Origin of the sequence: Microcystis sp. BLCC-F210, assembly GCF_042134685.1 — a bacterium.
GTDB lineage: Bacteria > Cyanobacteriota > Cyanobacteriia > Cyanobacteriales > Microcystaceae > Microcystis > Microcystis aeruginosa_D.
Genome location: NZ_CP169647.1, coordinates 3,632,890 through 3,653,397 on the forward strand (window position 1 = coordinate 3,632,890; position 20,508 = coordinate 3,653,397).

Annotated in this window: 21 protein-coding genes, 1 tRNA gene and 1 pseudogene; 11 read left to right on the forward strand and 12 right to left on the reverse strand. The window is 44.2% G+C overall.

Annotated features, from left to right (window positions below; all coding sequences use genetic code 11):
- The first annotated feature begins 167 nt into the window (after nt 1–167).
- Together ACE3JL_RS17495 and ACE3JL_RS17500 are read left to right on the forward strand one after the other, a co-directional pair.
- Complete coding sequence (locus tag ACE3JL_RS17495; RefSeq protein ID WP_375328021.1) at nt 168–905, forward strand: HAD family hydrolase; 738 nt, start codon at nt 168–170, stop codon at nt 903–905.
- Between the two features lie 85 nt (nt 906–990).
- A tRNA-Gly gene (locus ACE3JL_RS17500) sits at nt 991–1,061 on the forward strand.
- A gap of 59 nt (nt 1,062–1,120) precedes the next feature.
- On the opposite strand, the gene ACE3JL_RS17505 is transcribed toward ACE3JL_RS17500, so the two are convergent.
- Together ACE3JL_RS17505 and ACE3JL_RS17510 are read right to left on the reverse strand one after the other, a co-directional pair.
- Nucleotides 1,121–1,546, reverse strand: coding sequence for a lysozyme inhibitor LprI family protein (locus tag ACE3JL_RS17505; RefSeq protein WP_271993091.1), 426 nt, complete (start codon nt 1,544–1,546; stop codon nt 1,121–1,123).
- A gap of 145 nt (nt 1,547–1,691) precedes the next feature.
- On the reverse strand, nt 1,692–3,929 hold the full coding sequence (locus ACE3JL_RS17510) for an FdhF/YdeP family oxidoreductase (protein ID WP_375328022.1): 2,238 nt from the start codon (nt 3,927–3,929) through the stop codon (nt 1,692–1,694).
- A 196-nt stretch (nt 3,930–4,125) separates the two neighbouring features.
- Here ACE3JL_RS17510 and ACE3JL_RS17515 point away from each other — a divergent pair, with 196 nt between their 5' ends.
- Nucleotides 4,126–4,320, forward strand: coding sequence for a hypothetical protein (locus ACE3JL_RS17515; protein WP_271993095.1), 195 nt, complete (start codon nt 4,126–4,128; stop codon nt 4,318–4,320).
- On the opposite strand, the gene clcA is transcribed toward ACE3JL_RS17515, so the two are convergent.
- A complete protein-coding gene (gene clcA / locus ACE3JL_RS17520) occupies nt 4,288–5,664 on the reverse strand; it encodes a H(+)/Cl(-) exchange transporter ClcA (RefSeq protein ID WP_375328023.1) in 1,377 nt (458 codons plus the stop codon). The genes ACE3JL_RS17515 and clcA overlap by 33 nt on opposite strands.
- A gap of 464 nt (nt 5,665–6,128) precedes the next feature.
- Between clcA and ACE3JL_RS17525 the strand changes: the two genes are divergently transcribed.
- Nucleotides 6,129–8,288 (forward strand): FUSC family protein, encoded by a 2,160-nt coding sequence (locus tag ACE3JL_RS17525; RefSeq protein ID WP_271993097.1) that lies wholly within the window; start codon nt 6,129–6,131, stop codon nt 8,286–8,288.
- Between the two features lie 35 nt (nt 8,289–8,323).
- On the opposite strand, the pseudogene ACE3JL_RS17530 reads toward ACE3JL_RS17525, so the two are convergent.
- From ACE3JL_RS17530 to ACE3JL_RS17565, 8 genes and pseudogenes are all read right to left on the reverse strand, one after another.
- A pseudogene (locus tag ACE3JL_RS17530) lies at nt 8,324–9,086 on the reverse strand (IS1 family transposase).
- 91 nt (nt 9,087–9,177) lie between these two features.
- Nucleotides 9,178–10,326, reverse strand: a complete 1,149-nt coding sequence (locus ACE3JL_RS17535; RefSeq protein WP_375328024.1) for a transporter substrate-binding domain-containing protein — start codon at nt 10,324–10,326, stop codon at nt 9,178–9,180.
- Between the two features lie 14 nt (nt 10,327–10,340).
- Nucleotides 10,341–11,096 (reverse strand): hypothetical protein, encoded by a 756-nt coding sequence (locus ACE3JL_RS17540; protein WP_375328025.1) that lies wholly within the window; start codon nt 11,094–11,096, stop codon nt 10,341–10,343.
- A 79-nt stretch (nt 11,097–11,175) separates the two neighbouring features.
- Entirely contained in the window at nt 11,176–11,553 is a 378-nt protein-coding gene (locus tag ACE3JL_RS17545; RefSeq protein ID WP_375328026.1) for a hypothetical protein, read from the reverse strand.
- Nucleotides 11,543–12,592, reverse strand: coding sequence for a cell envelope biogenesis protein OmpA (locus ACE3JL_RS17550; protein ID WP_271988198.1), 1,050 nt, complete (start codon nt 12,590–12,592; stop codon nt 11,543–11,545). The genes ACE3JL_RS17545 and ACE3JL_RS17550 overlap by 11 nt, the downstream gene beginning before the upstream one ends.
- Before the next feature lie 46 nt (nt 12,593–12,638).
- Entirely contained in the window at nt 12,639–12,953 is a 315-nt protein-coding gene (locus ACE3JL_RS17555; RefSeq protein WP_271988196.1) for a DUF5132 domain-containing protein, read from the reverse strand.
- Between the two features lie 178 nt (nt 12,954–13,131).
- A complete protein-coding gene (locus ACE3JL_RS17560) occupies nt 13,132–13,458 on the reverse strand; it encodes a hypothetical protein (RefSeq protein WP_271988195.1) in 327 nt (108 codons plus the stop codon).
- Nucleotides 13,459–13,463: 5 nt separating this feature from the next.
- On the reverse strand, nt 13,464–13,928 hold the full coding sequence (locus tag ACE3JL_RS17565; protein WP_375328027.1) for a DUF454 family protein: 465 nt from the start codon (nt 13,926–13,928) through the stop codon (nt 13,464–13,466).
- A gap of 260 nt (nt 13,929–14,188) precedes the next feature.
- Between ACE3JL_RS17565 and ACE3JL_RS17570 the strand changes: the two genes are divergently transcribed.
- Together ACE3JL_RS17570 and ACE3JL_RS17575 are read left to right on the forward strand one after the other, a co-directional pair.
- Nucleotides 14,189–14,479, forward strand: a complete 291-nt coding sequence (locus tag ACE3JL_RS17570) for a DUF5132 domain-containing protein (protein ID WP_271988193.1) — start codon at nt 14,189–14,191, stop codon at nt 14,477–14,479.
- 513 nt (nt 14,480–14,992) lie between these two features.
- Nucleotides 14,993–15,154 carry a hypothetical protein gene (locus tag ACE3JL_RS17575; RefSeq protein WP_375328028.1) on the forward strand — a complete coding sequence of 54 codons (162 nt, stop codon included), beginning with the start codon at nt 14,993–14,995 and terminating at the stop codon, nt 15,152–15,154.
- 3 nt (nt 15,155–15,157) lie between these two features.
- Here ACE3JL_RS17575 and ACE3JL_RS17580 read toward each other — a convergent pair whose 3' ends face one another.
- Nucleotides 15,158–16,495: an OB-fold nucleic acid binding domain-containing protein gene (locus tag ACE3JL_RS17580; RefSeq protein ID WP_271988191.1), complete on the reverse strand. Its 1,338-nt coding sequence runs from the start codon at nt 16,493–16,495 to the stop codon at nt 15,158–15,160.
- 971 nt (nt 16,496–17,466) lie between these two features.
- Here ACE3JL_RS17580 and ACE3JL_RS17585 point away from each other — a divergent pair.
- The 5 genes from ACE3JL_RS17585 (at nt 17,467) to psb35 (ending at nt 20,470) form a co-directional block, all read left to right on the forward strand.
- Nucleotides 17,467–18,303, forward strand: a complete 837-nt coding sequence (locus ACE3JL_RS17585; protein WP_375328029.1) for an Rpn family recombination-promoting nuclease/putative transposase — start codon at nt 17,467–17,469, stop codon at nt 18,301–18,303.
- Nucleotides 18,304–18,645: 342 nt separating this feature from the next.
- On the forward strand, nt 18,646–18,777 hold the full coding sequence (locus ACE3JL_RS17590) for a hypothetical protein (RefSeq protein ID WP_271988190.1): 132 nt from the start codon (nt 18,646–18,648) through the stop codon (nt 18,775–18,777).
- 3 nt (nt 18,778–18,780) lie between these two features.
- Nucleotides 18,781–19,806: an aldo/keto reductase gene (locus ACE3JL_RS17595; protein WP_271988189.1), complete on the forward strand. Its 1,026-nt coding sequence runs from the start codon at nt 18,781–18,783 to the stop codon at nt 19,804–19,806.
- On the forward strand, nt 19,803–20,210 hold the full coding sequence (locus ACE3JL_RS17600; protein ID WP_271988188.1) for a gamma-glutamylcyclotransferase: 408 nt from the start codon (nt 19,803–19,805) through the stop codon (nt 20,208–20,210). The genes ACE3JL_RS17595 and ACE3JL_RS17600 overlap by 4 nt, the downstream gene beginning before the upstream one ends.
- 59 nt (nt 20,211–20,269) lie before the next feature.
- The gene (psb35, locus tag ACE3JL_RS17605; protein WP_150977892.1) at nt 20,270–20,470 is read left to right on the forward strand and encodes a photosystem II assembly protein Psb35; all 201 of its coding nucleotides are present in this window, start codon (nt 20,270–20,272) and stop codon (nt 20,468–20,470) included.
- The last annotated feature ends 38 nt before the right edge of the window (nt 20,471–20,508 follow it).

Below are 20,508 nucleotides of genomic sequence, written 5' to 3' on the forward strand. Positions count from 1 at the left end.
ATAACAAAATAATAGAACAAATCTGGGAATTTGTCAAGGCCTTGGCAATTTTCCGGTTAAAATTGTTTGTTGAGATGGGGTCAGGGACAAGACCCGCCCGGCCCCGACGAAAAACTTTAGTATAATCAAGAATATTTAGTATTTATTAGCTTTTCTGTCTAAGATTGATGTTAAAGGCTGTTCTGTTCGATTTTAATGGGGTGATCATCAATGATGAACCAATCCATCAAGAGTTAATCAATGAAATCTTGCTTGGGGAAAATTTGCTGCCCCTAGGGTCGGAATTTGCGGAGTTATGTCTGGGAAGAAGCGATCGCGTCTGTTTGCGTAATGTTCTCACCCGTCGCGGTCGTCAAGTGACCGAGGAGTATCTGACCAAGTTAATTAACAAAAAAGCCAGTTTATACCGAGAAAGATTAGGAAAATTAGAGAAACTTCCTATTTATGAGGAGATATACTCTTTTTTAAAACGGGTTAAGGCCAGGGATCTACAAATCGGTTTGGTGACGGGAGCAATACGCTCGGAAGTGGAATCAATCTTGCAACGGGTGAACCTTGGGGATTACTTTAGTGTCATTGTCACCGGTGATGAGATTAGCACCAGTAAACCCCAACCGGATGGTTATTTACTGGCCGTAGAAAGATTCAATCGTTGGAATTTTAATCTGCAATTGCAACCCTGGGAATGTCTGGTGATTGAAGATACTTTTGCTGGTTGCGAAGCGGCAAAAAGAGCGGGAATGCAGGTGGTGGGAATCGCTCATACCTATCCCTTCCATTTTATGCAGAGAGTGTCCAACTGGGCGATCGATAATTTTTCCCAACTAGATCTCGATCGCGTGGAAGAGACTTTTAGCCAAATCGGGGATAAAAAGGAGCGATCGGGATTTTTAGGCAATTTATAACCATCTAGAGGCGATTAACAAGCTGAAAATCTCTACTTGCAAAAATTGGCAATTCGTGTTATGCTAACAAAAGTGCTAAGAAAATGCGGGTGTAGTTTAGTGGTAAAACCCTAGCCTTCCAAGCTAATGATAGGGGTTCGATTCCCCTCACCCGCTTAAGTTGTTGTGCAGTCAACGTCTAAGGAATTATCGGTAATATCAACGGCGATTCTGACTTAGAGATCGCTATCTTTTAGATATCTCCGCAAATCTTTGGTACGCTGCTCGGTGACAGCTGCCAAACAATTACTGTAAATCATGGGAGCTATAGAGCCTCCCTCAAACGCACTTCTTTCAAATTCGCAACTGCTGTCTCTAAACTTAATCCAAGCTTGTTGGGCGCTAATTAATTTTTGTTTGCGAGCAGCTGACAGTTTTGGCAGTAGTTGTCGATAAACTTGATTTAACTTGCGATCGGCGTTTTGATAAGCGATGCTGGCACAAATGTTCATTTCGCTTTGAGTCTGGGGATTGTTACAGTTAGGACGTTGAGCTAGTTGCAAGTTTGTCGCTGCAGATGTGGGACCGGCAATGCTGGGGGTAGCCATCCCGACGGCAAATAAACTGGCTATGCTTAATACGGTTAGTAAAAACTCTCCCATGGCCACTTATTTTAATAATGGTAAGAATAGCATAACAGAAATGCGATCAAATCGACCATAGCTTTTTCATTCTGCTCGATTTGTTGGTTGAATTGGTTAACTCTATTTCATTATTTTCAAAAAAGAAAATTAGAGGAGTTGATAACTAAAAAACCCAGACGGGAACTCGTTTATAAGCAGGAGTCCCACAGCGAGGATCGATTTTAGCTTTGAATAAAACATTGGCTTCGGGATAGAACATAAAGCCAACACCTTCGCGAATCGGACCGAAGATAATTTCGATATTTTCTAATTTACCGGCATCTCCTTGAACGGTGACTCGTTGATGTTCTTGAAAGCCCGCTTTTTTGGCATCTTCGGCGTTGATCAATAAACAATGACGGTGAGGCATTCCCCGATATTTATCGCCCATTTGATAAACAACGGTGTTATGTTGTCCATAACTGCGTCCTGTTCCGAGAATCAGGGCAATTCCGGTGGCATTTTCTGGTTGATTGAAATCTTGCTTTTGCGGTGCTTTTAAAGTGGGTAAAGGGGTGACAGACATTTGCGCTTTTCCGGTCGATGTTGGAAAATGGGGTTCGGTAAAAATCCGTCCGCTAATGGTAAATTCTGTTTGGGTTTGATCTAATTGCCCGATCTTTTGATAACCCGGAATCGTTTTGGCGATTAACTGACGAATATAGGCGGTATCGTGTAATCTCGACCAATCAATCGGGTCAGTACCTAAAACCTTGACGGCAATATTTGTTAATAGTTCTACTTCCGAGATGACATCGACATCAGAACCTTGTAGATGACTGCTTCCCCGCTCGTTAAAACGGACAAAATTATTGCCTGATTCAGTTGTTGTCGGGTGAGGATTTTCAAAGCGAGCAAAGACGGGTAAAATTAGCGTATTTTGTCGGGCTAATCCCTGAAAATGTCCTAAATTTGGCTTGGTGGCAACATAAAAAATCGTATCAATTTGAGCTAAGGCTTTTTTGGCTTGATTTAAATCTGGATTTGCCCCATAAAGATTACCTCCCAAACAGAAAAGGGTGTTGATTTTTCCCCGTTCGGCAGCTTCAATTAATGCCCTGGTATCATAACCGCCGGTTATATTTAATGGCTTTCCTAAAAGTTGAGCAAGTGCCTCGGCGATTTCCTGACGTAATCTCACCGTAACGCCCATAGAACCGAAGCCCTGTACATTAGAATGACCTCTGATTGGCATGGTTCCGGCTCCGATTTTGCCAGCATTTCCCGTCATTAAAGCGGTATTGGCAATGCTGATAATATTATCTACCCCGTTTTCCTGTTGTGTAACCCCCATCGCCCAAGCGAAAACTACACGCTCTAAATTGCCGAAAAGGGCGGCGGTTGCTTCAATTTCTTCTCGGGACAAACCGCAGGTTTTAGTAATGGTTTCCCAGGGTGTTTGTCGGGCATAATCTATAACAGATTGCCAATTTTCTGTATGGGATTTGAGATAATCCCACCGCACTAAATTTTGTTCAATTAAAGATTTTTGTAATCCGACGAATAGGGCAGTATCGCTACCCGGTATCGGCTGTAGGTAGAGAGTTGAAATATCGGAACCGCCCCGCAATAAAGATTTTATCGGAAAAGCGGGCGAGGAAAATTTGACCAATCCGACTTCAATTTGCGGATTAATAATAATAATTTTACCACCGCGATCACGAATTTGAATTAATTCATTCATCAGGCGAGGATGATTAGCCGGAGCATTAGAACCGATCAATACCACACAATCGGCTTGTTTTAAACTTTCCAGACTGACCATCGAAGTTCCGGAGCCGAAAACCTGTTTTAAGCCTACGGTCGAGGCGGCATGACAGAGATCGGAACAATCGGCTAAATTATTACTTCCTAATGCCCGGAAAAACAATTGTAAGAGATAGGCGGCTTCATTAGAAGAACGTCCCGAACTATAGGAGGCAATAGTCTCGGACGGTTGACGAAAAGCTTGTTCGGCTAATCGATACACTTCTTCCCAACTAATACGTTGATAGTGACTTTCTCCGGCTTTTAAGAGGACGGGATAACTGAAACGACCCAAGCGATCGCATTCTAGGGAGGTTAAGGACTGTAATTGAGCGAGATGATAGGTCTGAAAAAAATCAGTTTTAATACCTGGCATTAATTCGGAAGTAACTGCCTCGACACTTTTGAGACAACGTTGCAGATTTTCCCCCGCTTCGTTGACAAAACCGCCCTTTTGTCCTCCCGTTCCCCAAGCGCAAGCTAAACAGGCACTTTTATGATTTAAGGTTTGCCAGAGTTTAACCCCTTGAGGAGAGAGGGTTTTTTCTGCCCAATATTGCAATATGGGAAAACCCCCGCCCGCCTCAATTTTGTTGGATATTTCCCGTTCGTTCATCGTTTTTTTCTCTCGATTTTTTCTCAAATCCCTCCGATAGGGAGAGTGTACCCAGTACAATTAAGTTTATCACTATTTTTTAAAAAGTGCATCAGCAACGCATAAACGACTGGGTAAGCTACGGTTAGTTGTTGACAATATCCCCTGATTGTGATTTTATCAGACTGGGGAGAGGTCTATTACAATGATAATTCCGATGGATAAAAATGAAGACTTTCAACATTTAGAAGAGATGATCGTTAATCTCCAAGCAAAACAAAAACAGATTCTGAAGGGGATGTTAGATTATCCGATTGAAATCGATTCGGCAATTCGGATACTTTCGGTTCCGTCTCGGCAATTGCCAACAACTAATGGGTTAAATCCGATCGCTGGGGGGTTGCCGCTCTAATTTGTCCAAAATTCGCTTGAGCAAGACACTATAAACAGGTTCACCGCCTAAAAAGTGGGCTGTGATGGCAGCACAGATACAAGTCAGTAAAATCGGCAGCGCCACCAAAAAATTATCAGTCAATTCCATCACCAACATGACGGCGGTAAGGGGAGCGCGGACCGTGGCCGCCACTAATCCCCCCATCCCAGCCACGGCAAAAACCCCGGGTTGGGGCAGTTGACCCGGAAACCAAGCATCGCACACTTGTGCCAACCCTAAACTGAATAGAGTAGCCAAGGCTAACATGGGGGCAAAAATCCCGCCAATTTCCCCGGAACCATAACAAACCATTGTTAGGAGAAAGCGCCCTAAGAAAACCAGCAGCAAGACCGCTCCTGGAGCTTCACTATTAAAAGTCCAGATGACCGATTCATCGCCACTGCCAACTAAGGGAGCGTAGAGCCAACCGAGCCAACCGATCGCACTTCCCACCAATAACCCCAGCAGTTGGTAAGGAAGTCCCCGCAGCCGGCCAAACCAGTCTAGGGAACGAAACAGGAAAAAATTAAAATAATAGCCAACGATTCCCAGCCCAACCCCCAAAATCACGAACATCCAGAGAGTATCTAGAGGAACTCTCTCGAAATGGCTGATTTTCATGAAACCCTCTTGACCCACAAGCAGCCTGAGGACAATGGCCGCCGTGATAGAGGCAACCATCACTGAACGGTAGGACAAGATCCACGAGTCAAATTTGGGGCGCACTTCTTCGGTGACAAACAAGATGCCCGCGATCGGGGCATTGAAAGCTGTAGTTAATCCTGCTCCTGCTCCCGAAGCGATCAGGATACGCGCCTGTTCAGAGGAGGCCCCGACGAAAGCAGCCACCATCTTACCGATAGCGCCTCCGATTTGAATGGTCGGCCCTTCAAAACCAGCAATCATCCCCGCCCCGATGGAGAGCATTCCGCCAAAAAACTTAACCGGCAGGACTCGCCGCCAGTCGAAGGGCAAGAGGTTGTCAAGCGCTCCCTCAATCTGGGGAATGCCGCTGCCAGCCGTATCCGGCGCTACCCTCCGCACTAGCCAGAAGCTGGCATAGACCATCGCCCCAGCTACCAGGCTAGGGATTAACCAATTCAGAATCGGGTAATCAGCCAGAGCAGCAGCCAGTTGTTGCCGTTGCTGGAGGATGTGGTGTACGGCCATCCGAAAGCCAGTACCCACTAAACCAGCTAGAATGCCAACAATTGCCGCCCACAGGACTACCTGGTTGAGCCGGTGCTTGGCCTCTAAAAATCGGGCCGGAATGTTGCCCAAGATATCGAATGGGGATGTGGGACCAGAATCGCTCTCTGCCATAGAAAAGGATGAGTAACTGTTGGTTTAAGGTTAACATTGAGAGTATCAATAGTCTGCCTAGACATCTTCCTCGACAACCGGGTAGTTTCAAAAATGAAGCATAAAGTATTTTTTTAGGTCCGGCGCCTGACCCTCTTTCACTCTTTTCTTTCCTTCACCTTGGCAGTAGTGGTTAGGGACTTGCGTGGGAATAATATCCCAGCCAGAAAATCGCTCTGTAGAAGAATCAGACCAGCCAGATGGCACATTATCAAAGCGCAAGTCCCTAACATCTCGAAGGCTCTCGCCCTACTTAGGGTGATCAGCAAACCTGAGCGATCGGAGGGCGCAAAGCTTGCGCCCCTACAGTAACGGATTTTGTCCACAATGTAGGGGCGAACTGCGTTCGCCCTATGGCACATTATCAAAGCGCAAGTCCCTTATCGGTTTGGTTGTCAATGCAATCTCTAATCCCATTTACAGTCATGAAGAAAATTCACCCTGAGTTGAGTAAACTAAGGTTATTCTATGGCATCCAATCAGCGATCGCCATAGCCCTACCCTTGCTCATCGGCCTCTTGATGGGTAATCTCAAGCTCATCATTTTACCTGCTCTGGCTGCATTTTTGATTAATTTATTCCTGGGTAGCCTGTCTGTGAGTTACCGAGATAAATTATTAGGATTGGCGATCGCTACCCTAGGCTGTGCCGGGGTCATGAGTCTGGGAACAGTGACTGGCCAGATGCCTTGGTTGCTGGTTATCCTCACTTTTCCCTTGTTGCTGCTCTTCAACTTTATCAGTGTGCTGGGAAGTACAGCCACGGCCATCGGACAGGTAGTGGCAGTGTTTTGGTTGATCTCTACTCACCTACCCGGCAATCTGGATCTGGCCCTAGAAAGATTTTGGTTACTCTTATTGGCCGGCATTTGGGTAATGGTTCGACCCTGGGTAATAGGGCTCAACGATCCCTACAGGCCAGTTAAACAGGCCATCATTACCAGTTACCAAAGCTTGACCCATTTTCTCGAAACTGTTGCCCGAGTTGAGATTGCCGATAAGGACGAACTCTGGGATGTAGAAACATCCCAAGCACAACATCAAACTGGAACAATGATCGCCCAAGCTCGTAGCCTCTGGCACGAGGTTTATATTAGTCAACCCGGCACTCATATTGAAGGCCAGCGCTTGATTTTTTTGATTGAGAAGCTAACTGATATTTATCGGGAAGTAATTGCTCTGACAGAAGTGGTTGTCGGACAAAACAAGAGAGAATTGGCTGAGATGGGACCGGAGCTTAAGCAAGCCTGCCAAACCTTGATCGAGGTAATGAAAACCCTGGATGATATAGTTAAATTGAGAAATACAAGCGATCGCCAAGAAATTGCTCAAGAAACCTTAGCGATGCTCACAACTTTACAGCAGCAAGTGCAAGACTTAAAGAAAAAGTTCCGTATTGGCAGTAATTCCCCGGAAACCACCACACCTAATCTCCATAAACTCATCCTAATTCTGAACAATCTGGCAGAACAAATTGATGCCACTATTACCCTACTCCTCGATCACCAAAAGCAAGTCGAGGTGACACTCCAATCAGTTCCCTTAACCCCTGTCACCCCTTTTTGGGAAATATTGAAAAATAACTGGACTTTTGAGTCGATTAATTTTACTGCGGCTATGCGTCTAGCCACTGTCACTACTTTTGCCATGTTGGTATCCATTCTACTCCATTGGCATCACGGTTATTGGATAGCTTTAACCGTGCTGTTTGTTCTCCAGCCGGATTATGGTGGCACAATCCAAAAGGCTATACAGCGCATTGGTGGCACTATTTTAGGAGTAATCTTAGCAACTCCCATAGTTTTGCAGATTCAAGATCTAAACCTACTAATAATAATTCCAATTATCTTAGCTGCCCTAACTGCTGCCTTCCGTTTTGTTAATTATGCTTTCTTTATGCTCTTTCTGACCATGCTAATTGTGCTGATTCTGGATCTAGACGTACCCAAAGATTGGCAGTTAGCCGAGACGAGGGTTTTTCATACTGTATTGGGGGGAGTTTTGGCAGTCATCAGTTACTATCTTTGGCCAATTTGGCAGAGACGTTCCTTACCCCGAAGAATTGGCATTTTACTAGAAAAGAGTATCAGTTATTTTCAAACTGTGGCCGCTGCTTATCAAGGACAAGCTCAAAGTGCCAAAATCTTAGATTTAAGCCGCCGTCAAGCTGAATTAGCTAGTGATAATGCTTTGGCTACTGTCCAGCGCATGAAACGAGAACCAAAGCAATTTCAGGGTAATGTGGTGGGAACAACAGAATTGATTCTCAATGGGGTTAGTTTTATTAATGGAGTGACTACCCTTAGACAACATCTTCAGCAGTTTCAGCCTTCCCGAACACTGCCGGGATTAGATGAGTTTATTGAACAGGTGACGAAAACATTTGAGAATCTGCAACAAATCCAACAAACAGGGATTAACTCTTTATCTATGCCCAATTTTAACCGAAGTTTACATAGGTTAACGGACTATTTAGAAACCATTCCAGAAGATCAAACTGAAGAAGTAAGATCGTTGAGTTTTATCATTGCAGAGTTACATCAACTTACAGAGAAATTAAAGGGAATGTTTGCAGCGATCGCTTAGAGTAAGCAAAGAGGCGTTGCTGAATTAAGGTATGATTAGGCAAAATGGCGAGCATTCAGAGGAAAATAACTTCTGTTATTTGAATAAGGAACTGGAACATCCTCAAATTTTAGGTAGTGAATTAGTAATCGAATTGAATGTCTGAGCATTTGTTCAGACTTGGAATAACAAAGAGTTTTTCGATGTAACCTGGCTAAATAATGTCTTAGTCTAGTATTTTCTCCCTCTACTCTGGTCATATAAGTTTTGCTAATAATCTGGTCTCCGTCGGGGATAAAATTAGGGTAAACTTTCCATCCATCTGTCACATAAAAATGACATTTCCACTGACCAACAACTTTCCATAAGTCCGCAAAAGTTTTAGCACTATGTTGCCGAAGGCACTCGCCTTGCGAGACCGCCTAAAACCCATCCTAAAATCCCTGTTTTAAAGTGATCTACCGCTGTCCATAACCAGATTTTGTTTTTTTTGAGCCGACAAATGTTTCTAATTCATCTAATTCTCCCACATCGGGAATTGTTTGTGGGTCATAATAATCCGGTAAAAGTTCGCCGACTTGTTTAACCCAATTCATAATTGTCGTATGATGAACGTTTTTAACCCTTTCAATGGCTCGAAAACCCAGACCATTAACATACATTTTCAGACATTCCCGTTTCATTTCTTCAAAAATAACCTCTCTGGGGTTCATAAACCTCTATAAATTGTCTTCCGCAGTTCACACAAATATAGTTCTGTTTTCCTTTTTTATGACCATTTTTATTGATATGATTGGATTGACATTCAGGACATTGCATAATTTCTGAGTTTGATAATGGGTATTTTTGGGTGATCGCCTTCCTCCTCAATCATACCCTAAATCAGCAACGCCGCAAAGAAAAAAGACTATCACTCAATCCACTTATCAATAATGTTTGGAATTTCCTTATTATGCTGCATCTGAAGTATATCAATGTTGAATTTATTGAGGAGGGGGCTATTTTGAGGTAAGACAAAGCCGTAGGTCAAGAAAGACGAATAAATAGGCACAGTTGTCAAAGCTACCTTCGGATTTTGCTTGAGATAATATCTTAAGACTCGATCGCCATCAAGAACCGCCTCTACTTGACCGCTATACATTAAATTAATGGCTTGGTATAGGCTGTTGGCCAAAACAGGAGTAATTTTATATTCAGAGGTGAGATTCATAAAATAAGAACTTCCCGCTAATAGGGAAACTTTTTTATTTTGTAAATCTTGAAGATTGCTCAACTTTTTAGCAGGTTGCTGGGTCAATGCTAGGGTAAAAGTTGTCACCAAACCTGCCGTAATTGAAGAGGTAATCGCCAGGGAAATCCACATCCATAGATAAGTAATAAATCTGCCAGTTCCAGTCACTGGAACTTTATCACCATAGCCGACTGTTGTTGTGGTAACTGACACAAACCAGAAAGCTTCTTGCACCCCCTTAAAATAATTTTTAGGAAACTGTTCGGGATTGCGCTTATGTTCAACAAACCAGATGACATTAGATACTAAAAACAATAGCAGTACAAGTCCTAGCACCGTTAGGATCGCCGCTCGTTGCAAGAAGGGATGAATCAACTGCCAGAGGTTAGGGGGATGGCTGGGAATGAGTAGGGCCAGATAGGAGCTATAGTAAGGCTGAGTAAAGGCGACTTTTTTCAGACCTTCTGGTGTAATTGAGATCGGTCCGACGAGCAAATCGAGAGTGCCATTAGCAACTTGATTAATACCTGTATCAACTTTCTTAACTATATAATACTCGTATTCTAAATTTTCTGAACTGGCTATTCTTTGCCAAATCTCAATACTAATCCCATCAAACTTCGTTGTGCTTTTCGGTGGGTAGTCCGAAGATTTTGGAGAAGGCGAAGGTTTATTTAGGGAGGAAATATCATTAACAGTTAACACTTGATTTTCTATGACATAAGGCGGTGAAACATAGACACCGACTCTTAACTTAGGTGAGGCTTGAACGGGAAGAGCAATCAAGAACAATCCCCCTATCACCGAACCAATTAAAGAATTAATCATAACAGGGATGAAATCTAAGGATGTAAATAAAAAGCTGTACCTAAAACGGCATATAAAATTAACAATAAAATTCCTTCTAGCCAATTAGACTGGCCATCAGAACTGATCGAACTGGTGATGAGAACTGCCGCCGTAGCCGCAAACATACCAAAAACGTTAAATTCTAGGGAGAGAGGAGTCGGGAAGAATAGGCTCACTAGAACTAAAAGTGGAGCCACAAATAGAACCACCTGCAAAGTCGAGCCAATAGATACCGCCACCGTTAAATCCATCTTATTTTTGAGGGCGGTTGTCACGCAAGTAATGTATTCCACGACTCCGCCAAAAAGGGGCAGTAAAATAATACCTGTAAATAGCTCGGTCCAGCCTAATACTTTTACCGTCTCTTCTAGACTCCCCACCAGAATTTCTGAAATGACCACTAGAGCAACGGTACAGATGAGCAGAATTGTGACGGGGTTTCCAAATTTGGCCAAGCCGCGGTCTTGCGTAGCGAGTGCGTTGCGACTGCTGACAGGCTGAGGCTGATTTTCTCTCGCTTCTAGAGCATTTAATCCTTCCACATCTTGCTGAGACTTAAGGGAGAAAATGAGGCTCAATCCATAAAAAATTAGCAACAAAATGGCAGCCGTATAGGAAAAGTTCTGGATGGCAGCTTTCGGCAAACCGTCGGAAGTAAAGTGAATGGCACTGGGAGTCAGCAAAACCAACACAGAAAGCAGCAAGGAAGAGGCATTCAGGCGAGCAATTTCTGGTAAGTAGTCGTGCAAAATTAATTTCCTAGTAAAGATAGGCAAAAGGCAAGAGGCAAAAGGCAAGAGGGGGTTAGATATGTGTAATTAATTTTGCTTAGGTACTTACAAAATTTTGTTGTTGGAAACGCAAGCCTCCTAAGAACATTGCCAACCCCAATCCTAAGAGTAAATTGGCAATAATCGCCCCTAAAATACTCGCCTTGACCACCTCGACTAATCCCGCCCTAAGCGCCACTACTGAGACGACCATTTCCGTTAAATTGCCAAAGGTGGCATTGAGCAGACCGCCTAGGGTCGGGCCAATAATGGCGGCAATGACTTCCGTTGCTTCAGCAATGAAGGCCGCTAGGGGAACGATCGCCAAAGCAGAGAGGACAAAGACGAGGACAGGTGATAACTTCAGCCACTCAGCAGCAAGAGTGATTGGTACGAAGATCAGCAGCAAGAGCAAAAATTTGTTTTTAGCTGACATGGGGGGGGTTCTCTTGACCGTCTTGGGGTGGTTGCGGAGGCGAACTCGGTTGAGGCGGAGATGTCCAGTCGATTTTCTTGCCAGCGATCGCTCCTAAGCTCCGACCGATCTCTGCGCCCGCTGCACCGGCGACTAACTTGCCGATCGCCCCTCCCACCAAAGCAGTTCCTGTTTCCCCGACAAAACTGCTCCCTGTCTTGATCGTCCAATCTCTCACGTCTGTCTGTTCGGACGGAGCTTCCTGAGAGGGTTTTCCTTGCCGCTCGACTTGTTGATTTAAGGCAACTGCTGCATCTGTCCCTAACTGTCCCCCCAAAACCTCTCCGGCCAGAGCGCCTACCATGCCGCCCGCAGGCCCGGCGATGACCGTCCCCACAATTGCGCCCCCCGCAGTCCCCAGGGTTTCACCGAGCTTCTCGCCGCTTTTCTTGCTCAGGTGTTCTGCGATCTCGATCGGATTTGCTCCCCTCTGAGCCTTGTCTGGTTCGGGGTGGACAATTTCGTGGGTGACATCATAGCCTAACTTTGCTCCGGTGGCGCTGCCAGCAAAAGCGCCCACTTGAGCGCCTAAAACCGCCCCGCCCGGTCCAAGCGCCGAACCGATGGCCCCGCCGATTATTCCACCGGCCACTTGTCCCGCCGACATCCCTAGAAAAGCACCACCCACGGCCGCTGGATCCACTGCTTGGCTGATCTGGTCAGCAATTTGCCCAGTAGCTGAGACGACGGACTCTGCGGTTGCCGTTGCCGTTTGCAGGGCGGTCTGTCCCACTTGATTGGCTTGTTCAGCCAAGGGTTTGACCGCCGCCCCAGCCGTTTCCACGAGAGCTTGGCCAGTATCTTGGGTGGCTTTGAGGAGGGGGTTAGCGGCTTCGAGAACGGAGTCGCTTGCTGCTTGCCATTGCTGGGCGGCTGCTTCCCCTGCGGTTTTTGCCGCCTTCGCTATCTGGTTCGCCATACGCTGCGCAGCAGCTAGGAAATCGGCGGGATTTTGAGTAACTTGTTCCTTTGCTGAGGCTGATGAATCTGGATTGGCCATTACTTTTATCCTCCTGAGATTACCCCAGAACTATCGGGTTGGGTAATTATTCGGCAATTTCCACTTCTGTGGGTGCCTCGGGCTTGGTTGAAGTCTTGGCAGTTCTAATTTCTGCCTCGGCTTCTGCTACCAGATCGTTCCAAGACTCACTGACTTCAGCTGCAGTTTCTTGCACCTTCTCGAACGTTTCTAGTCCCCATTTAATGCCACTTTTAGTGAGGTCGCGGCCGGACTCTGCTAGAGACTTTCCTACCTCTGGATTACCCAAAGCACTAATGAGAGGGGCGAGAGCCAGAGCTGCTGCCCCAACGCCCAGTGCCGCCACTGGCTCGATGCCTAACAACAAAGCTTCTAAATCCATAATCACTTACTATCTCTATACCGCTCGATCGGCTATTTTCACTAACAGTTTAACCTGCATTATTGACTAATTGCCCATTACCCAGCCGACGGAAGAGCCGATGAGCTTGCCGCCAACTTCCTGAATTTTTCCAGTAACGGCTGCTTCGGAGAAGATTCCTTCCCCGGGCGAAGTCGTGTCACCAGTTATCGGCCTCACAGCACCGAAGCCCGTGGGCGGGAGTGAGTTGTTGGAGTAGCTGACAGAAATTTTCCTGAAAGGCTTTTTCGGTCATGCCCTGGGGATCGTAGCAGACGACGATCGAGTTGATCGCTGGAGTCAAGTGAACTTCCCTGACGGCTGCTAAGGACAAAATTGAGGTGGACAGGGGTTCGTGCAAGAAGGGATAACATCTCAGCCAAGCCAAGCGCACCCGCAGTCGGCCCAGGGTGAAATGGACGATTTGGAGAGAGCTATCTCGAACGGGCGGGTCGCACTCGCCCCCTACTTGTTCAACGTTAATCATCTTAATTAGGAGCAAGCTAGGAAGCAGAAATGGGACAGGAGCAAGAAGGGCGTTCCTGGTAGCAGGGGCAAGATCACCCCAGCAATTCCTACGATCAAACTAGCGATGGCGATCGCCTTGAGAATTTCTTTTCCTATTCCTTCATATCCAGTCAAAAAGTTTTGCAGTTCCCCCAAGAACTGGTCCCAAAAACTCCCTAACTCGGCTTCTAAGGCTTCTAGAGCAGCAGTTGGCAAGAGGGCGAGGGAATCTGCCTCTTGAACGAGCGCTAAAATTGCTGCCTGCTGTTCGGACTCCGAACCGGGGTGACTCTGATAGTTGATGATCGCGCAACTTGCCGCCGGATTGATGCGGACTTCCCCAATCCAAGGAAGGGACTGGAGGGCATAAGTCAGTTTCTCGCTATATGTGGTATCTCCAGCCAGTTTGGGGATGCCCAGGCGAAGGCGCCCCGGCAGCGAGTGCAGCACTTGGCAGTCAATTTTTGGCTGGTGGGCGATCTCGCGTAGCGAGCGCGTTGCGACCGGCAGGACTTGAGCGTTGCTTACGTTAGTCTGAAGGTTTAATTCAAGGGTTGCGAGTGCTGGAGTCATTTTCTTTTCTTGCTTTCTCTACCGATCACGATGGTCAAACATTGCTATGTCCAACTTTAAACCAAATTAATTCAGTTTGACCTTTTAGACTAAAGGGTTTTTTGATACCCTAGAGGTGATCAAATAGCGAGGTAATCATGGAAGAGTTACTATTATTAGGTGCTGGGGCTGTGGCCGTCCTAGTTGTTGCTCCCATCGTCGGGGCGACTGTCAACCCTGAACTGGGTAAATCCATCTCAGATTCTGGTCGCGACTTGATTAAAGGTGGCCTTAAATTCGGCATGGAAACGACGGAAAAACTGCAAAGTTCCTTTGCCGAAGCGACCGAATCGTGGAACGATCTCGTGGCCGAAGCTAAATCGGAAGTCGATACTAGGAAAGCTGTTCCGCAGCCACCTCAGGAAGTAGAAATTATTTCCGAAAACTAACTTGAGTCCAAAAATGCCGACTGACCGACAACAATTGCGTCCTCGGTGTCAGACATTGAGTTGCCAGTTGTTCGAGGATATTCAGCGGCTCTCTCCTCCGTTAGTCTGGCGACTCCTCTTATCCCTGACAGTTTATGCACCCTGACTGCTTTACGCTCTATTCACTAGCTGGCAGCGGACGCAAATCTGGCGGGGAATTTGAAAAACTAGGTGCAGTAGATTTTCGCTGTGCTTCCTGTAACTTAGCTTTTACATTGAGCTTTTATACTAAATCCAGTTATTAAAATTGTGTATTCTACCTTTTGCCTCTTGCCGTTCGGACCTCAGCGTGAGCTTTTGTCGAACGCTGATCTCACGGCCGAAGCCTTTTGCTTGTCCTGATATTTAGCCTATGTTCAACAGATTTAGTATTACATTAAGCCTTGACATTGAGCGGGTCGAAATATGTCGAAGTGCTGTTCCATTTCGGACTAGTAACAGGTGGTCGATTTCCGTTTCCATGGCACTAGGAGAATGATAGGGGACAGGAGTAGCAATAGTATCAAAGAAGTGATCAAAATTCATATTTATTTTGATTTGTGGGTGGAAAAAGAATTATTATCGACACAGAAAATTGCGAAGGTTTTACGGGAACAGTATTGGCTTAATCATGGCTCTTGGGTGATTGTCAGTTAGAATTTAATGGTTAATCAGAGGTGCAGAATTAGCCAGAAAACCCGCAACTTTCAGAGACTCTAGCACTGAATTGTCATCCTCTACCCAATAGTTTTGTCCTAAACGCACAAATTGACGCTGAGTTCCCGCACCAATGGTGGCAATAACGGGAACTTTTGCCTTTTGTTTGTCTCCCGATTGCAGAATACTTTTGAGAAGATTTTGACGATTTTGGTTGACGACATCTTGCAGGGATAAATTAACCATCACCATTTTAATGGTTTCGATCGGTTCCGCATCTTCGATAATTAATTGTACCCGATCATCTCGGCGATCAATTTTTCCCCACACCATTAAAGTTGCTTCCTCCACTAATAATTTTTGCAGACGTTCGTAGGTATCGGAAAAAACCACTGCTTCTGACTGTCCCGAGGCATCTTCTAGGGTTAAAAAAGCCATAGGAGTCCCTTTTTTTGTTATGATTTTCTTAACGGCATTTAATAAGACAATTGCACTGATTTTTTTTCTGGTTTTGTGTTCTTCCAAGTCAGCTAAATTGATAGGAGATAGGACTTTAGCGGCTCTTTGTAAAGCTTTTAAAGGATGCTCGGAAACATAAAAACCCAAATGTTCTTTTTCCAGTTTTAACTTTTCTTGTAGGGAAAAATCTTCTACTGGTGGCGCACTAGGAGACTGTTCAAACTCCGATTCTTGTTTATTTTCTGTGCCACCTCCTAGCATATCAAAAATATTCATTTGACCGCTTTCTTTCTCTTTGTTACGTTTTTGCGCCCAGGCAACTACTAATTCTAAATCCTCAATTAATTGATGGCGATTAGGTTGAATTTTATCAAAAGCACCACAATAAATTAGTGTTTCTAAGGCTCTTTTGTTAACCAATCGTAAATCAACACGCTCACAAAAATCTCCTAAGGAAGTAAACTTTCCTGCCGCGGCTTCCCTCGCTTTTAAAATGGTCTCGATCGCATTTTCACCTAGGTTTCTAACTGCCGACAAGCCAAAGAGAATTTTGCGTCCAATCGGGGTAAAATGTTTTTGTGATCGATTGATATCGGGAGGTTCGACATCGATATTCATTTTCTGACAGTTTTCTCGATACTTTTCCACCTTATCCTGATTATCGCTACTAGCAGTTAGTAACGCTGTCATATATTCCACAGGATAATTAGCTTTTAAATAAGCGGTTTGATAGGTGACGTAAGCATAAGCGGTAGAGTGAGATTTATTAAAACAATTGGAGGCGATTAATCCGTTGCCCAGCAAAAAATTATGATCTTTCTCTACACCAATATCGTAAACGGGTTTGCTTCCCAAGGATTGACGACTGATAATTTTAACCATATAGGGTAAACTTCTAAGTGTTCTTCTAGTTTTATTAATTTATTTTAGCAAAATTTCTCTCTTTTTAGTGATTTCAGGATGAGGTAAAGATTCTCCGAATTTCTGATCAAGTTGTATCAGAGATTCTAGGACTTCTTCAGCATTTTTCACAGCTTCAGCATAAGTATTACCATGAGTACGCCATTTTTGTCCCAGAAAGTCGGGTAAGCTAACTAGATAACAATTGTCTTCATCAGGCCACTAAATTAGTATTCTATATTTAAGTTTTTTCATCTTCTCTTCTCCTGACTTCTTCAATGGCATTTTTAACTTCTTGTTCTTGGTAACGTTTGACATCTGCTCCGTCTTTTCCCGATAGAGTGATTTTCACTCCATCTGGAGGGTGTAACTAATGGTTGTGACTGCCTTTTCCTCAAAAATCAATAAATCCAGCTTTTTTGAGCATTTGTTTTGATTCTCTGATTTTTTTTGGCATCAGTCTAGATTTGCTCGATTAGGTAATTTGTTAGAGGGTGTGACAAGTCTTGTATAATTCTTATTATATAACAATTTCAACCATTGAGCGGTTACTGGAGAAGCTTTCTGAGCAGGGAAAAGGGGGAGCAGGGGAGTACAGGTTTTTGCTTTTCTGAGTCTCCAGCAATTCTCATTTTGAAACTATTTTGCGTTGTTTCAGCGATCTAGAGATTCGTTAAGAATTATTAACCCCTCTAGGTGCAAGGGTTTTAATGTCATGAAACCTTAAAATGAGAATTGCTGCTGAGTCTCCCTCTTCCTTGCTTAACGAGTGCTAGAAGACTTAGATTCAGGGAGATAAACCGGTGCTAATCCCTTGCTCCCTCGGTGACATCGGGTGGGGGTTTGATTCTAGAAATTTAAGTTGATCTAAACTTAATAAAAATTCATAAAAGAACTATTGATTGGGAACTCCAAAAATAGTACAACTTGGTTCAATTGTATTTGCTCAAATAATGAAAACTGATAAAATATTTTATACCTTATTTCAAGTTTTTCCCGAACTTCTGTTTCAACTGCTAGGAGAATCTCCGAAGCTAGCGCAAAATTATCAATTTAAATCAGTGGAAATCAAAGAATTAGCTTTCCGACTTGATGGGGTATTTATTCCCGATGCAGACCACCCAGATTATCCGCTTTACTTTGTGGAAGTTCAATTTCAAAAGGATGAGGATTTTTATTGGCGATTCATCACTCAAATCTTCCTCTATCTTAAGCAGTATAAGCCTGAACGTACTTGCTGTCCCGTAATTATCTGGGAAAGGAGAAGCTTAGACACTCGGCTTCCCCTTGCTTACCAAAATTTGCTAAACTTAGAGCAGATACAACGGATATATCTCGATGAAATCGAAGGTGAATACCCTCCATCTCTTGGGATAAGTATCCTCCAGTTTATCGTCATCAGTACGAAAAAAGCACCGAAACAGGTTCAATCCTTGATTGACCAAACTCGCCAGCAGTTTGTTGACCCTAACACTCAAAGAAATGTTATGGAGTTAATCGAGAAGATTATTATCTACAAATTTCCGCAGAAAAGTCGCCAGGAGTTAGAAGCTATGTTTAATCTCACGGAATGGAAACAAACCAAGTTTTATCAAGAAGCTAAGGAAGAGGGGAAACTTGAAGGAAAACTTGAAGGAAAACTTGAAGGGAAACTTGAAGGGAAACTTGAAGGGAAACTTGAAATGATTCCCCTTCTGGTTAGGTTGGGACTTAATGAAGAACAAATTGCCCAAGAATTAAATCTAAAAGTTGAGATTGTTCATCAATTTATTATGAATCAGAACAATTAAAACTTTTGAGAGGTTGCTTCGGGGAGTGAAGAAGCGGAGGAGCAGGGGAGTACGGGTTTTTGCTCCTCTCAGCCTCCCCTTTACTTGGCTCACCAGTGCTAGAAAATTTAGATTCAGGGAGAATATTTCGAGACTTTCTAGGCATATTCTTGAGCAAGATTTTAAATTATGATAGTTGCTGATAAACTTATTAATTAATTAATTAATTAATTAATTAATAAGTTAATTATAGCGGTTCTCGCATCTGTGCGGCACACTTAAACCTTTGCTGATTAAGCTGTTCAGGATCGGGAATGTACCTCTTGTGAATCAGAAACGCTATAAATCAAGAGAAGATAAATTATGATGACATTAGAACAAGCTCTTATGATAGTTACAGAGCAAAATAATAATAGAAATTATCAAAAATTAAATGATAGAATACCATCAAGACAAAAGGTTCTAAGACAAACCGAAGAACCAAATTTTAGTTAAATTATGCGTTACAAACTTTTAGGTAATAGTGGTCTGCGAGTTTCCGAACTATGTCTAGGGACGATGACATTCGGGGAAGATTGGGGTTGGGGGTCCGATAAAGAGGAAAGTCGGGCGGTTTTTCAGGCTTTTGCGGAAGCGGGCGGCAATTTTCTCGATACCGCTAATCTCTACACTAACGGAACCAGTGAAACATTAGTGGGGGAATTTGTCAAGGGCGATCGAGAAAAATGGGTAATCGCCACGAAATATTCCCTCAACACCCGCACCGGGGATGTCAATGCCTGCGGAAATCATCGAAAAAACCTCTTTCAAGCGGTAGAAGCTAGTTTAAAGCGTTTAGGTACTGATTACATCGATTTACTCTGGCTTCATCTTTGGGACTCTCTTACTCCTATCGAAGAAGTAATGCGCGCTTTCGATGATTTGGTCAGGATGGGAAAAGTGCTTTATATCGGCATTTCTGACAGTCCTGCTTGGATTGTCTCCCAAGCAAACACCTTGGCCACCCTACGGGGATGGACACCCTTTATCGGACTACAAATAGAATATTCTCTCAAGGAACGCACCCCCGAACGGGAATTATTGCCCATGGCCAAAGCATTAAACATCGGGGTGACAGCTTGGAGTCCCCTAGGAGGAGGAGTTTTAACGGGAAAATATAATCAACCCAACCCCGTCGATGGTCGTTTAAGCATGACCGACCAACCTTTTCAAATTTTTGATCGCGATCTGAAAATTGCCGAGACTGTCCTAGAGATTGCCAGAGAAATCGGGAAATCACCGGCACAAGTAGGATTAAATTGGCTAAGAAATCGCCCTAACTCCGTAATTCCCATCATTGGCGCTCGAAGATTGTCTCAATTGCAGGATAATCTCGCCTGTGTGGACTTTAACCTAACTAGGGAACAGCTGCAACGACTCGATAATATCAGTGCCATTTCCCTCGGTTTTCCCCACGAACTTTTAGCCAGTCAATTTGTTTGCGATATCCTATTAGGAGGAGTAGCAGCACAATTGGATCGATGATGGAAGTTTTTGTTTATGGAACCCTGAAACCCAAGGAGAGTAACTACTCTGCCTACTGTGCAGGAAAAGTGATCAACTCTAAAACCGCCTACACAAAGGGGCATTTATACCATCTTACCGCCCTCGGTTATCCCGGACTGACCGAGGGGGAGGGCTGGGTGAAGGGAATTTTATTGACTTTTAACGCAGATTATGATATTACGCTTTTGGATAGTTTGGAAGATTATCAACCCGGCAGAGCTGCGGAAGAAAACGAGTATCAGCGTCGCAGAATCCCTATTTATAATCTAGAGCGAGAATTAATCGGCGAAGCCTGGGGATATATGATGACACCAGCAAAAATAGCTTTTCATAACGGAGTTTGGCTGCCTTCCGGTTGCTGGACCAGTAGCGATCGAGAATAGGGATGAGGGGGCCGATTCTGTTAAGATATACAAATTAAAAGCTTAATCGTGAAAAAATTATGTATCTACTCCTAGAAGTGGCCAGTGGCAAATTCCCCGTTTATTTTGTAGCAGTTTATGTGGTCGGTTTTCTCGCTGCTGTCACCATCGGTTCGATCGCTTGGTACAATTCTAAACGTCCAGTTGGTTGGGAAGATGCCCAAAGACCCGATATTATCCCCGAAGTAAAGACCGAGGTAGATTCTGATTCTCAATCCTAGAAAAAGACGGTAATCAGTGATCAAATATGAGTTTTCAG

What these genes read in the sequence shown, in the direction of transcription:
- ACE3JL_RS17580 (WP_271988191.1), bottom strand. Translation starts at nt 16,495, where the DNA reads ATGGTTAAAATTATCAGTCGTCAATCCTTGGGAAGCAAACCCGTTTAC.
- ACE3JL_RS17590 (WP_271988190.1), top strand. Translation starts at nt 18,646, where the DNA reads ATGATGACATTAGAACAAGCTCTTATGATAGTTACAGAGCAAAATAAT.
- ACE3JL_RS17545 (WP_375328026.1), bottom strand. Translation starts at nt 11,553, where the DNA reads ATGTCAGCTAAAAACAAATTTTTGCTCTTGCTGCTGATCTTCGTACCA.
- ACE3JL_RS17510 (WP_375328022.1), bottom strand. Translation starts at nt 3,929, where the DNA reads ATGAACGAACGGGAAATATCCAACAAAATTGAGGCGGGCGGGGGTTTT.
- ACE3JL_RS17535 (WP_375328024.1), bottom strand. Translation starts at nt 10,326, where the DNA reads ATGATTAATTCTTTAATTGGTTCGGTGATAGGGGGATTGTTCTTGATT.
- ACE3JL_RS17595 (WP_271988189.1), top strand. Translation starts at nt 18,781, where the DNA reads ATGCGTTACAAACTTTTAGGTAATAGTGGTCTGCGAGTTTCCGAACTA.
- ACE3JL_RS17495 (WP_375328021.1), top strand. Translation starts at nt 168, where the DNA reads ATGTTAAAGGCTGTTCTGTTCGATTTTAATGGGGTGATCATCAATGAT.
- ACE3JL_RS17575 (WP_375328028.1), top strand. Translation starts at nt 14,993, where the DNA reads ATGATAGGGGACAGGAGTAGCAATAGTATCAAAGAAGTGATCAAAATT.
- ACE3JL_RS17550 (WP_271988198.1), bottom strand. Translation starts at nt 12,592, where the DNA reads ATGGCCAATCCAGATTCATCAGCCTCAGCAAAGGAACAAGTTACTCAA.
- ACE3JL_RS17555 (WP_271988196.1), bottom strand. Translation starts at nt 12,953, where the DNA reads ATGGATTTAGAAGCTTTGTTGTTAGGCATCGAGCCAGTGGCGGCACTG.
- ACE3JL_RS17505 (WP_271993091.1), bottom strand. Translation starts at nt 1,546, where the DNA reads ATGGGAGAGTTTTTACTAACCGTATTAAGCATAGCCAGTTTATTTGCC.
- ACE3JL_RS17585 (WP_375328029.1), top strand. Translation starts at nt 17,467, where the DNA reads ATGAAAACTGATAAAATATTTTATACCTTATTTCAAGTTTTTCCCGAA.
- ACE3JL_RS17570 (WP_271988193.1), top strand. Translation starts at nt 14,189, where the DNA reads ATGGAAGAGTTACTATTATTAGGTGCTGGGGCTGTGGCCGTCCTAGTT.
- ACE3JL_RS17515 (WP_271993095.1), top strand. Translation starts at nt 4,126, where the DNA reads ATGGATAAAAATGAAGACTTTCAACATTTAGAAGAGATGATCGTTAAT.
- ACE3JL_RS17600 (WP_271988188.1), top strand. Translation starts at nt 19,803, where the DNA reads ATGATGGAAGTTTTTGTTTATGGAACCCTGAAACCCAAGGAGAGTAAC.
- clcA (WP_375328023.1), bottom strand. Translation starts at nt 5,664, where the DNA reads ATGGCAGAGAGCGATTCTGGTCCCACATCCCCATTCGATATCTTGGGC.
- psb35 (WP_150977892.1), top strand. Translation starts at nt 20,270, where the DNA reads ATGTATCTACTCCTAGAAGTGGCCAGTGGCAAATTCCCCGTTTATTTT.
- ACE3JL_RS17525 (WP_271993097.1), top strand. Translation starts at nt 6,129, where the DNA reads ATGAAGAAAATTCACCCTGAGTTGAGTAAACTAAGGTTATTCTATGGC.
- ACE3JL_RS17560 (WP_271988195.1), bottom strand. Translation starts at nt 13,458, where the DNA reads ATGATTAACGTTGAACAAGTAGGGGGCGAGTGCGACCCGCCCGTTCGA.